We start from the raw sequence: 11,789 nt of genomic DNA, 5'->3' as shown, positions 1-11,789 counted from the left end.
TTCCCGAAGTTACGGATACTGGCCCCAGCCGCGCCCGCGGGCGAACAGCCGGGTCAGCACGTAGTGGACCGCACCCGCCGCGACAAAGGCGGGAAGCGAGGCGGTGAGGTATTTGAATGCCGGCAGGCTCGCGAGCGTCTGCGGATTGAAGACTGCGACATAGACGATGCAACCGACGGCGAGCGCGAAGAGCCCGATGGGGTTGAAGCCGGCCCAGAAGCGATAGGGACCATTCTCCTGCGGCCCGTGCAGGCTGCGCATGTCGAGCTTCTGGCCGCGCAGGAAGAAGTAGTCGACGATGCCGATGCCGGCGAGCGCGGAATTGAGCGCCGAGGTCCAGACGAGGAAGATGAAGAACCCGTCATACATCTGCGGATAGACGACCACGAGCCCGAGCGGGATGAGGCAGAACAGGAAGAGCACGGTACCCCAGGATATGGCGCGCACCGAGGCCGTTCCCACCTGTCTGAGGCCGACGATGGAGGTGTAGAGGATGTTCGCCATCGAGGTCATGTTGGCGAAGGCAACAAAGAGCAGCGCGATGATGCCTATGACGGGACCGGCGATCTTGGTCATCCAGATGGTCGGGTCGCTTTCGCCCAGCGCCACGGCCGCCAAAAGGCCGACGATCTCGCCAAGTGCTGCGGCGCCGAAGATGCCGAGAATGTTTGGCCAGAAGGCGGTACGCTCGTTCTTGGTAAGCCGTGCCAGGTTGCCGATATAGGGCCACCAGGAGAAACCGGCGGCGAGGTTCACCTCGACGGCGACGATGAAATTCAGCGTTTTGTCTTCGAAGGGCGGCGACAGTGCCGGCATCGCCAGGAGTTCGCCGAAGGAATGGTGGCTGAGGATGAGATAAAGCATCACCACCATCAGGATCACCAGGGCTGGCGAGACGACCATGTTGAAGAACTTGATCGAGGTCGGCCCGCGGGCGACGATGAACCAGGTGACGAGGATGGCGCCGACGGCGGCGATGATCATCTTGATGCCGGTGGGGTTGGCGGCCTCCCCGGCGCTCAGCGCCATCAGGCCGTCGATCGAGCGGCCGAACATCATGGCGAGCACGGCAAGCCAGCCCATGGTGAGCACAACCACGGCCAGCACATAGACAACGCGGCTGCCGTTGTAGCCAAACTGGCTGCGCAGCGCGATGAACTGCTCGACGCCGTAGCGGCCGGACATGGTGGTGGTGGCGAGCGCCGTCAGCACCACGCCGACTATGTTGCCGATGACGATGGCGGCGATACCCTCCTTCGGCCCGACGAACAGGCCGATGGCACCGCCGATCAGGAAGGCCCAGGTGGCGATGGCAAGTGCTGAATTGGCATAGGTGAATTCCCAGAAACCCCAGAGCCGCTCGGAAGGCAGCAACGGCGCGTCGCCGCGTTCGGCAGCGGCACGGTGACGGGCAGCTTCTTCGTGCTCGGCTTCGAGGGTAGTGAGCGTACCGTTGGCGATGTGATCGGTCATCTCACGCCCCCCAGATCCAGAAGGCGACGACGAGCACAAGCGTCAGCGCGGTCACGGCGGCATAGTCGAGCGCGCTCATGGTGCCTTCGAAGCGGCCGCTGGCCTCGATGTCTTCATAAATGCGGGCGCGCCGCGCCAGTTCGTTTTGCCAGGCGGTATCGTTTTCCATGCTCGTTCCCCTTGTCGCGCCGCGCCTTAAGGCGTCTTTCCGCGACGACACGCGGCTCCATCAGCCGCCGATCTTCAAAGCCGGCTGCCCATACGCGGCGGCCGGAGGTGTTTCTGCCGCTCAGGGCAGCGTGATCCAGACAGCCTTCGTCTCCATGAGGTAATCCAGTTGCTCCGGCCCCAGATCCTTGCCGAAGCCCGATGCCTTGAAGCCGCCGAACGGCATGGCAGGATCGATGGTGCTGTGGGCGTTGACGTAGATCGAGCCGGCATGCAGACGCGGGATGAGCCCATGCACGCGGGACAGGTCGTTCGAGTAGACGGCCGCGGCCAGGCCAAAAGGAGAGTCGTTCGCCAGCGCGACCGCGTCGTCCAGTTCGTCGAACGCATCGGTCACCAGAACCGGGCCGAATATCTCCTCGCGAACGATGCTCATTTCGGGCTTGCAGCGGGCGAAGATGGCGGGCTCGATGAAATGGCCCGGCCGGTCGAGGCTCTTGCCCCCATGGATCAGTTCGGCGCCTTCGCGGCGACCGGCCTCGATGTAGCCGGAAACCACCTTCTTCTGCTGCGCCGAAACCAGGGGACCGATGTAGCAGTCGCGGTCCAGCCCGGGCGCGATCTTCAGCCTGCGGGTGACGGCAACCAGTTCGTCGAGGAATGCGTCATGGACCGAACGCTGGACATAGACGCGTGTACCGGCATCGCAGACCTGGCCAGAGTTGAAGAACACCCCATTGACCACCGCACGCGCGGCACTTGCCAGATCGGCGTCCTCGAGCACGAGGACGGGGGACTTGCCGCCCAGTTCAAGCGTGACATGCTTGAGATTTCCAACGGCCGTGCGGCCGACTTCCTGCCCGACCGGCGTCGAACCGGTGAACGTGACCTTGTCGATGCCGGGATGGGTCGACATGGCCGCGCCGATCACGCTGCCGCGGCCCGTCACGATGTTGACCACGCCATCCGGAATGCCGGCCTCCTGCACCAGTTCCGCGAACCGCAGCGTGGAAAGCGAGGTCAACTCAGCCGGCTTGACGATCGTGGTGCAGCCAACCGCAAGGGCTGCGGCCAGCTTCCAGGCCATCGTCTGGAGCGGGAAATTCCACGGCACGATGGCCGCGACCACGCCCAAGGGTTCCTTGCGGGTATAGGCCAGGTAGTTGCCGGGCAGCGATGGCTCGACAGTGCGTCCATGCAACTTGGAGGCCCAGCCGGCAAAGTAGCGGAAGGTGTCGATCGTGCCTTGAATATCGACCTCGCGGGCGAACGTCACCGACTTGCCCATGTCGATGGCTTCGATCTCCGCCAGTTCGTCGGCATGGCTCTCGATCAGGTCGGCGAGGCGATGGATCAGGCGTTCGCGCTCGAGCGGCTTGAGGCGGCGCCAGGCACCCCTGTCGAACTGGCGCCGGGCGGCCTTGACGGCGCGGTCGAGATCCTCGGTCGTGGCCGATGGCACGCGGGTGACCAAGCCTCCCGTGGAGGGTTCGTAGACGTCGAAACTTGCGCCATTGCCACTTTCCACCCAGGCCCCGTCGATGAACATCTTCTGGGGCTTTGCCAGAAACCGCCGGGTCGCATCGCTGACGCCATAGTGGTCGAGATAGTTGCGGACGTTTTCGTCCATGTCCTGTCCTCCTCGCAGGCCTGCGGCCTCACGTTGCCTTTGCATGCATGACGCGGCCGATCAGGTTCATCAGCACCTGCGCCGCCAGAATGGATGTGGAGCCGGAATGGTCGTAGTCAGGCGCGACCTCGACGAGATCGATACCGACGACCGTGCCGCGCTTGGTGAGCGCGCTAAGGATTTCCAGCACTTCGTAATAGATGAAGCCACCATGCGACGGTGTGCCCGTGCCTGGCGCGATCGACGGATCGAAACCGTCAATGTCGATCGTCACGTAGTAGCGTGCGCCGGCCGGCACGCGCTCGGCTACCGTCTGTGTGCCGAGCGCCCGGATCTGGCGCACCGACAGGATGTCGGAGCCCATCTTGCGGGCGTCCTCGTATCCTTCCTTCGCCGTGGACGACACGTTGCGGATGCCAAGTTGCGACAGGCCGCTGACATAGGGCTTTTCCGCCGCCCGTCGCATCGGATTGCCATGGCCGTAGCGTACGCCGTGGCGCTCGTCGACGAAATCGAGATGGGCGTCGATCTGCACGATGTGGATCGGCCCATTCTTCGCGCAGTCCTCGGCAAAAGCGTTGATGCAGGGGATATTGACGGAATGGTCGCCACCCAGCACGACAGGCAGTGCGCCGGCGGCAAGGATCTTGCGAACGCCGAATTCGATGTTGGCATGGCTCTTCATCGTGTCGGTGTGCACGATGTCGGCATCACCGATATCGACGATGGAGACCGCACCACTCGGCAGGTAGGTGACGTCGTCCTCGTGGTCGTAGGCGCCGCCGTGGCCGAACGAAAAGAGGGTCGAGGCCTCGCGGATCGACCGCGGCCCGAAGCGGGTGCCGGCGCGCCATTGCGTGCCGCAGTCGAAGGGCGCGCCGAGGATCGCCACATCGGCGTCGATGGCATCCCAATCCGGCTGGTAGGGATATTTGCCGAAGGTGCAGATGCCGACGAACGGCAGGTTAAGCCGTCCGGTCTCATAAGAATTGCTGGCCATGTTTCTCCTCCACGGTGGAAGGAGTGTGCCAAAGGCTGATACGTTTAAAAGTATCTATGATTGCATGTTCACTTGTGCATTAATCAATGTATGATCAACAAGGTTCGCCACCGTGTCCTCAATCTGTCGCTAGGAGACGCGGAGCTCAGGCTCCTGCGGGTGTTCGCCTCGGTGGTGCAGCATGGCGGCTTCTCCGCCGCGCAATCTGCGCTTGGAATGACCCAGGCGACGATCTCCACCCATATGCGCCATCTGGAAGAGCGTCTCGGCCTGCGCCTCTGCAGCCGTGGCCGCAGCGGGTTCCTGCTCACCGACGAGGGACGGCTCGTCTACGAGTCGGCGCTGGAACTCTTCGGTTCGCTGGAAAAGTTCCAAAGCCGCATCGGCGAGGCGCAAGGCGAACTGACCGGGAATCTCAGCTTCGGCACCGTTGACGCCATGATCACCAACCGCGATCTCGACTTGCAGGGCGCCCTCGCCGCCTTCCACGGCCAGGCCCCACGCGTGCATCTCGAGATCGACGTCGCCGCACCGCAGGTCCTGCACCAGGGCCTGCTGAATGGCACCTACCAGATCGTGCTCATGCCCTCGGTCGGCAGCGTCACGCCGCATTTCCGCAGCCAGCCGGTGTTTTCCGAGATGCAGAAGCTCTATTGCGCCAAGGAACATCCGCTCTTTGCGACACCCGACGCCGACCTCAGCGACGAGCTTCTGGAGGCGCAATCCTTCGCCGGACGCACCTATATGCTGAACGAGACGATCTGCGGCGCGAACTTTACCTGGGCGGCCGCGACACCACATATGGAGGGAACGCTGCTGCTTCTCCTCTCAGGCGCCTATATCGGCTTTCTGCCTGATCACTATGCCGACGAATGGGTGCGCAATGGCCGACTGCGGCTGCTCGCCCCCGAGCGCATGACTTTCGAGGACATGTTCCACATCGCCTACCCGCGCAACAAACCATCCCGCGCGGCCGAAACCCTAGCAAAGGCCATTACCAAAAGCGTGCGCAGGCCGCTTTGAGGTTCTGCCGGCCTCGGCCACGGCTGTGGGTCCGACTTTTCATCACCGCTGTCACAATCCCGCTGCGCAACCACGTAGCCGATGCCGCGTGAGATCACCCTCATCCTCCCCGGTTAGGCGTTCGAGATTCAAGGCACGATCCGTCGACCAAGCGGGGTCAGCCAAACTTCGATACCGGTTTGACCGGTCCGTCATATTGAGGCACGGCGACGCGACGCGGACTGAAGCTTCCCTCCCGCGTCACCTTGGCTACGTGCGCCGCTATCTCTTCCATGGGGGCGAACCAGACGTTTCCGCGGGCCAATACCTCTTCCAGGAACTCGGCCACCACATGCCATCTTGCCAATCTGCCAGTGGCGAACGGATGCACCACCGGTACCCAAAGCCCGCCATAGAGATAGGCCGCCTCGAACTCCTGGCGGAAAATCTCGAACCCGGCGCGCGGGGCACGGACCGGCATCATGTAGTCCAGGTCGAAGGACTGCACGAACTGTGGCCAGTCATCGAGTCCCCAATGAGAAGGCAGTTCTACGAGTTCGCCCTTGGGTGTGGTCAAAACATAAGGCACGTCATCGCCCATCAGCGACGCGTCATAGAGAAAGCCGCGCTCCACCAGCAGATCCGCCGAATGGTTTGAGAAATTGTAGAGCGGCGCGCGCCATCCTCGAGGGGCGGCCCCGGTCATGCGGCGAATAACCTCCATCGAGCGATCCAGCCAATAGGCCTGTTCTTCACGGCTTTGCTTCAACGGGTTTTCGTGAAGGTAGCCATGCTGGCCAATCTCGTGTCCGCCCGCGAGGATCGTGTCGACCGCCGCCGGGTAGCGTTCCATGCACCAGGCGGGAATGAAAAACGTCTGGCGCAGGCCCAGGCGGCGGTAGGTCTCGACAATCCGGGGCACGGCGATCTCAGGCCCGTATTGCAGCATCGAGATCCCCGAGACTCGGGTGTGCCCATCCTCGGGGTGTTCGATGTGGATCAGGCTGTCGGCATCCATGTCGAAAGAGATCGAGCAGGCGCAGCGTGCGCCATTCGGCCAGGGAACCGGGTTTGCAATCATGGCTTGGGTCGTCGGTGTCATCTTATTTTCCTCCCCTGACGTATTTCTTGCCGATGGCGGCAGGTGGACGGACCTTTCCGCTCAGCAGCACCAACGCCAGCAACGAGGCGAGGAACGGCACCATCGAAAACAACTGGTAGGGCACGTCGGGGCTTGTGAACTGCAGGCGCAGCTGCAGCGCGTCGGACATGCCAAAGAAGATGCAGGCCAAGAACGCCCCCACCGGGTTCCAGCGCCCGAGGATCAGCGCGGCCAAGGCGATGAAGCCCTTGCCGGCACTCATATGCTCGGTGAACACGAACACCTGGCTGAGCACCAGATAGGCGCCCCCAACCCCCGCCAGCATGCAGCTGACGATGACGCAGACCGTTCGTACGAAGGGAACGCTGATGCCGGCACTGTCGGCAGCGACGGGATAGTCGCCGATCGCACGCACGTTCAGCCCCCAAGGCGTCCGGTACAAAAACCACCAGGATGCCGGCACGACCAGATACATCAGGTAGGTCAGGATATCTTGCTGGAACAGGACGGGGCCAATGATTGGGATCGAGGCTAGTCCAGGCAGCGCTATGGGGTGAAAGCCTGGCAGGGTCGACGTCGCATCGCCACCCAGGATCAGGCGCGCAAGATACGATGTCAGCCCGACCATCAGCAGGTTGATCGCAATGCCCGCCACGAGCTGGTTGATGCCCAGCCCCACCGCCAGCATCGCCAGCATGATACCCACCGATCCCGCAACAGTGATGCCAAGCATCAGCCCGCAAAAGGGCGAGCCCGTCAGGTAGGTGCCTACCGCGGCACCAAAGGCGCCGCCCAAGATGCAGCCCTCCAGCGATATGTTGAACACGCCCGATCGCTCGGCCAGAACGCCACCAATAGCGGCAAAGATGATCGGCACTGAAAGGCGCAGGCTGGAGCCAAGGAAATCAGCCATGAACTGCGCGTCGAAGAGCTGCTCCACTATTTCTCTCCCATGCTTGCGCCAAGGTCGGCCTCGACCTGACGCCGGCGTTCGAGAAGCAGCTTCCAGAACGTACGGTTGTAGGTGAAGGCAAGGCTGGCGGCGACGAAGATGATGACCAGGCCGAGAATCGCCTCGATCACGGTGCTTTCGAGCCCGACGGCCCGCTGCATCACCAGGGCTCCTGCCTTGAGGCCGCTGAGGAAAAATGCCGCGACCGGAGCAAACAACGGGTTGAGCTGGGCCATGAAGGCCACGACGATGCCATCGAACCCGTAACCCGGCGAAAACAGATGATACAGCCGGTGCTTCAACCCGAGAATTTCCAGCGCCCCAGCCAGGCCGCCAATGGCGCCGGCAGCGAACATGCTCAGCATGACATAGCGGCGCACCGGAATGCCTGCATAACGAGCGGCCTGGGGGTTGCTTCCGATCGTGTCCAGGGCGAAGCCGGTCGTGGTGAAGCGCAGCAAGAAATACATCGCGACCGCCAGCACCAGCCCGACAAGAAAGCCGATATGTGCGTCGGTGCCAGGCAGGACGATCGGCAAGAACAGCTGTTCACCGATTTCATCGGAATAGGGATAGGGGGCGCCTTCCTGCATCATCGGCCCACCCACCACGAAGCTGACGATGTTGATCGCGATGAAGTTCAGCAAGATGGTGACGATGACCTCGTTCAAACCATGCAACGCCTTGAGATAGCCGGGGATCAGCCCCCATAACCCGCCTCCGAGTGCCCCAAAAAGGATGCAGATCGGCAAGTGGATCATTGCTGGCATGGGAGGAAGCAGCAGGGCTGCGAAGGTCGAAAACAGGCCGCCCATGTAGATCTGGCCTTCGACGCCGATGTTCAGCAATCCGGCGCGCAAAGGCAGGATCACGGCAAGGCCGGCCAGCAGGATGGGCGAGGTCTTCACCAGCGTTCCGGCAAGGCCGTAGTAGTCCAGGAAGGCGCCCGAAAAGAGTTCGGAATAGGCGGTGAGCGGGTTTACGCCGGACACCGCAATCAAGCCTGCACCGACAAACAGTGCGGCAAGCACGGCCCAGACCGGACGCAGCATGTAGACGTAGCGTATGATGTCGAGCATCAGGCACTCTCCGCTTCGCTGATGCCACCCATCAAGGCACCGACGCGAGCGTCGGTAGCGTCTTGCGGGCGCAGAATTCCGGTGATCCGACCTGCGCACATGACCGCCACGCGGTCGCAGACATTGAGGATGTGCTCGAGTTCGGTCGAGATGTAGAGGATTGCCGTGCCGCGTTGACGTTCGCTCAGGATGGCGCGTTGCAGTACCTCGATGGCTCCGACATCCAGCCCCTTGCAGGGCTGCATGACCACCATGACACGCGGGCGGCATTCGACTTCGCGCGCAAAGATCAGCTTTTGCTGGTTGCCACCCGAAAGGAACCGCACCGCCTGATCGACGGAGCGCAGACGCACGTCAAACTGCTTCACCCAGGCATCGGTGACTTCTCTTGCGCGGCGCATGTCCAGCACGCCGTTTTTCGAGAAGGGCGCGACGCGGAAATCACGCAGCATCGCGTTTTTCATCACCGAAAAATCAAGCACCAGACCAGTGTGGTGCCGATCCTCGGGAACATAAGACAGTCCGATCCGATGCCGGCGGTCGTATACCGACAGCGCGGTTATGTCCTCGCCATCCACAGCCAGGCTGCCTGCGCTTGGCGCACGCATGCCGGTCAGCACCTCGGCAAGTTCGGCCTGCCCGTTGCCATCAACCCCGGCCACGCCAAGAATCTCGCCAGAGCGGATCTCAAACGACACATCCTTGAGCGCCTGGATGCCCCTGTTGTCGATGGCGCTAAGATTGCGAGCGACGACTCTGAGCGGTCCCGGCGGGGTGTCCGGTTTTTCGAACGCCGTCAGTACGACGTCGCGTCCGACCATCATCCGCGCCATGTCGCGGGTGGTGATGCTTGCCACCTCGGTTTCGGCCGTGACCTGGCCAAGCCGCATGACGGTGATGCGGTCGGCTACTTCGGCCACCTCATCGAGCTTGTGGGTGATGAAGATCACCGTCTTGCCGGCATCGCGCAGTCGTTTCAGTCCCTCCAGGAAACTGGCCACCTCGTTGGGGGCAAGCACGCTGGTGGGTTCGTCGAGGATGATGATGTTCGCCTGGCGATACAGCACCTTGAGGATTTCGACGCGTTGGCGCATGCCAATCGGCAGCTTCCAGATCTCGACATGCGGATCAATGTCGAACCCGTACGTCTGGCTCAGCTCGGTCAGCCGGGCAGCATGCTCGGCAAGCGAGAGCTGCAGTCCCTGACCCGGCAGGCCCAAGACGACATTTTCGACGACTGTCAGCGTGTCTACCAGCATGAAATGCTGATGGATCATGCCGATCCCCATCTCCATCGCCGCACTGGGCGAAGGAATGACGGCGGGCTGGCCATTCAACGTGATGGAGCCGCCATCTGGCTGGTAAAGCCCATAGAGAATGTTCATCAGCGTGGTCTTGCCCGCGCCGTTTTCTCCAAGAATTGCATGGATTGAGCCCGCAACGACACGCAAGTCGATGTTGTTCAGGGCACGGAAGTCACCAAAGACTTTGCTGACACGGTCAAGTTGAAGCGCAAACGTCTTCATCGCCTGTTCCTGCTTGGTGCGCACGACAGATCACCCAGTGTTCTGGTGTCACGTACTGACGGAAGGGGACGAAGAGGCAGTGAAGAGCTGCCTCTTCTGCCAAATGGCTGATTTGGTCAGTGCGTGGTGAGTTGACCGGCAATGATCTTCTTGATCACTTCGTCGACCTCTTGCTGTACCTCCTGAGGCACGGCAGGACCATATGTGCCGATACGCGTGGCTTTGGACGAGTCCAGTCCGTAGATGTAGGCCTTGCCCTCGAGCTTGCCGTTCTTGGCGGTGGTGATGATGTCCGCCATGGCGCTGCGCATGTCAAAGACTGCAGACTGGATCACGGTGTCGGGCCAATCGGCAATCGCATCGTAGTAGATGCCGATCGCCATCTTGCCCTTTTCCTTGACACCCTGAAGGCTGCCGACCACGGCGTTGTCCATGGACGCGAAGATCACGTCGGCGCCCTGACCGATCAGGTTCAAGGCGGCTTCCTTGCCCTTGGCTACGTCGTCCCAATCATTCGTCCAGGCGGTAAAGACGGCGCCATCGGGGCGCGCATCGGTGAAGCCCTTGGCAAACCCCTCGCCCAGTTCGACATAGAACTTCAGCTTTTGGGCCCCGACATAACCGGCCTTCCCGGTTTCCGATACCTTGCCGGAAACATAGCCCATCACATAGCCGAGTGCCGGGAAGTCGAAGCTCATGATGGCGATGTTGCCACCCGCCTTGGTTCCGTTGACTGCCAGAAACTGGGTATCGGGGAACCGCCCCGCTATGCGATCCACGGCATCCTGAAACTCGCCGCCGTGGCCGATGACAAGATTGTAGCCGCGGCGAGCGTAATCAGCCAACGCCTCGGGCTGATCGGGCTGTGCGGTCTTTTCGCTATAGGCAAACTCGATCCCGAGCTCGCGCGCCGCACGCTCGACGCCCTCATATCCAGCCTGATTAAAGGAGTTGTCGGTGATGACACCCGGCAGGACGATCGCGACTTTGAAATCGTCGGCATGCACCGGTGCTTGTGGCAGCGTAACCGCCAACGCGGCCATGGCCAGCGTCGTGCTCTTGAGACCCAGACCCTTGAGAATTGTCCTCAGCATAATTCATCCTCCCTGATGATTTATTCCGACAAAACTTTTAGGCTATAAAAAATTATTGTCAATAAAATTCCTTGCCCTTTTTCCCTCAAAACGCCAAAGTGGCCAAGAAATGGAAAGCTAAGAAGAGATGAAGTCAGTAGGTTTGAGAGAGGAGCAAAAGGCGGGCCGTCGCCAAAGCATCCTCGAGATTGCCCGAGTGAAATTTGAGTCCGAGAAGTATGCCGACGTGACGATCGAAGCGATCGCGGCCGAGGCGAAGTTGTCACCCGTTACGGTCTACAATTACTTCGGCAACAAAGCGGGACTTCTGCTGGCGCTGGTCAGCGAAAGCGACGAGCTGCTGATCGCGCAGCTTGAGGCAATGATCCGCGAGGATCCCGGCGATCTGATCGAAAGTGTGGCATGGTTCGGACAGATCCTGCGCCAGCACGCGATGAGCTATCTGAGCAAGCAGACTTGGCGCGAGGTGCTGGCGGCAAGCATCCAGTTCGGCAGCCAGGATTTCGGTCGCTCCTATGCCGAGCTGGATCAGGTGCTGATCGAGTTGATGGGTTCGCTGATCGAAAATCTGCAGTCCAACGGTTTGCTGGCGAAGAACATCGACAGAGCGGCTCTGGCCAACACATTGTTTTCTCTGCAGAACATCAGGTTTTTTCAGTTCATTGCGGACGACAACATTTCCAACGAGATGATTGACCGCACCTTCCGTGCCGATCTTGCAGGCCTCGCAAAAGCGTTCGGCGCTCCGACATGATGATCGCGT

The 11,789-nt window shown here is 61.3% G+C and carries 11 protein-coding genes; 2 read left to right on the top strand and 9 right to left on the bottom strand.

All coding sequences use genetic code 11. The annotated features are described in order from the left end of the window. Nucleotides 1-9 precede the first annotated feature (9 nt). The 4 genes from J1C56_RS16440 to speB all read right to left on the bottom strand — a co-directional run bounded on the left by J1C56_RS16440 (nt 10) and on the right by speB (nt 4,271). Complete coding sequence (locus J1C56_RS16440; protein WP_214391122.1) at nt 10-1,473, bottom strand: purine-cytosine permease family protein; 1,464 nt, start codon at nt 1,471-1,473, stop codon at nt 10-12. Between the two features lies 1 nt (nt 1,474). Continuing rightward, nucleotides 1,475-1,642, bottom strand: coding sequence for a hypothetical protein (locus J1C56_RS16435; RefSeq protein ID WP_214391121.1), 168 nt, complete (start codon nt 1,640-1,642; stop codon nt 1,475-1,477). 120 nt (nt 1,643-1,762) lie between these two features. Next, complete coding sequence (locus tag J1C56_RS16430; RefSeq protein ID WP_214391120.1) at nt 1,763-3,271, bottom strand: aldehyde dehydrogenase family protein; 1,509 nt, start codon at nt 3,269-3,271, stop codon at nt 1,763-1,765. A gap of 28 nt (nt 3,272-3,299) precedes the next feature. Then, a complete protein-coding gene (gene speB, locus J1C56_RS16425) occupies nt 3,300-4,271 on the bottom strand; it encodes an agmatinase (RefSeq protein ID WP_214391119.1) in 972 nt (323 codons plus the stop codon). Between the two features lie 90 nt (nt 4,272-4,361). On the opposite strand from speB, the gene J1C56_RS16420 reads away from it, so the two are divergent. Next, nucleotides 4,362-5,294 (top strand): LysR family transcriptional regulator, encoded by a 933-nt coding sequence (locus J1C56_RS16420; RefSeq protein WP_214391118.1) that lies wholly within the window; start codon nt 4,362-4,364, stop codon nt 5,292-5,294. Nucleotides 5,295-5,451: 157 nt separating this feature from the next. Here J1C56_RS16420 and J1C56_RS16415 read toward each other — a convergent pair whose 3' ends face one another. The 5 genes from J1C56_RS16415 to J1C56_RS16395 form a co-directional block, all read right to left on the bottom strand. Further along, nucleotides 5,452-6,375 (bottom strand): polysaccharide deacetylase family protein, encoded by a 924-nt coding sequence (locus J1C56_RS16415; RefSeq protein WP_246591446.1) that lies wholly within the window; start codon nt 6,373-6,375, stop codon nt 5,452-5,454. Between the two features lies 1 nt (nt 6,376). After that, a complete protein-coding gene (locus J1C56_RS16410; protein ID WP_214391117.1) occupies nt 6,377-7,315 on the bottom strand; it encodes an ABC transporter permease in 939 nt (312 codons plus the stop codon). Next, entirely contained in the window at nt 7,315-8,406 is a 1,092-nt protein-coding gene (locus J1C56_RS16405) for an ABC transporter permease (RefSeq protein WP_214391116.1), read from the bottom strand. Before J1C56_RS16405 ends, J1C56_RS16410 begins: the two co-directional genes overlap by 1 nt. Next, nucleotides 8,406-9,956: an ABC transporter ATP-binding protein gene (locus J1C56_RS16400; protein WP_214391115.1), complete on the bottom strand. Its 1,551-nt coding sequence runs from the start codon at nt 9,954-9,956 to the stop codon at nt 8,406-8,408. Before J1C56_RS16400 ends, J1C56_RS16405 begins: the two co-directional genes overlap by 1 nt. A gap of 92 nt (nt 9,957-10,048) precedes the next feature. Then, entirely contained in the window at nt 10,049-10,975 is a 927-nt protein-coding gene (locus J1C56_RS16395) for a BMP family protein (RefSeq protein WP_214391114.1), read from the bottom strand. Nucleotides 10,976-11,153: 178 nt separating this feature from the next. Between J1C56_RS16395 and J1C56_RS16390 the strand changes: the two genes are divergently transcribed. Then, complete coding sequence (locus J1C56_RS16390; RefSeq protein WP_214391113.1) at nt 11,154-11,780, top strand: TetR/AcrR family transcriptional regulator; 627 nt, start codon at nt 11,154-11,156, stop codon at nt 11,778-11,780. Nucleotides 11,781-11,789 lie beyond the last annotated feature (9 nt).

The sequence above is a fragment of the Aminobacter anthyllidis genome, from assembly GCF_018555685.1.
In the GTDB taxonomy this organism is placed as follows: Bacteria; Pseudomonadota; Alphaproteobacteria; order Rhizobiales; family Rhizobiaceae; genus Aminobacter; species Aminobacter anthyllidis.
This window is presented reverse-complemented; position numbering and strand designations above follow the sequence as displayed.

Coding starts and splice junctions, on each gene's coding strand:
- J1C56_RS16405 (WP_214391116.1), bottom strand. CDS start 8,406: ATGCTCGACATCATACGCTACGTCTACATGCTGCGTCCGGTCTGGGCC.
- J1C56_RS16435 (WP_214391121.1), bottom strand. CDS start 1,642: ATGGAAAACGATACCGCCTGGCAAAACGAACTGGCGCGGCGCGCCCGC.
- J1C56_RS16390 (WP_214391113.1), top strand. CDS start 11,154: ATGAAGTCAGTAGGTTTGAGAGAGGAGCAAAAGGCGGGCCGTCGCCAA.
- J1C56_RS16415 (WP_246591446.1), bottom strand. CDS start 6,375: ATGACACCGACGACCCAAGCCATGATTGCAAACCCGGTTCCCTGGCCG.
- J1C56_RS16395 (WP_214391114.1), bottom strand. CDS start 10,975: ATGGCCGCGTTGGCGGTTACGCTGCCACAAGCACCGGTGCATGCCGAC.
- J1C56_RS16430 (WP_214391120.1), bottom strand. CDS start 3,271: ATGGACGAAAACGTCCGCAACTATCTCGACCACTATGGCGTCAGCGAT.
- J1C56_RS16440 (WP_214391122.1), bottom strand. CDS start 1,473: ATGACCGATCACATCGCCAACGGTACGCTCACTACCCTCGAAGCCGAG.
- speB (WP_214391119.1), bottom strand. CDS start 4,271: ATGGCCAGCAATTCTTATGAGACCGGACGGCTTAACCTGCCGTTCGTC.
- J1C56_RS16420 (WP_214391118.1), top strand. CDS start 4,362: ATGATCAACAAGGTTCGCCACCGTGTCCTCAATCTGTCGCTAGGAGAC.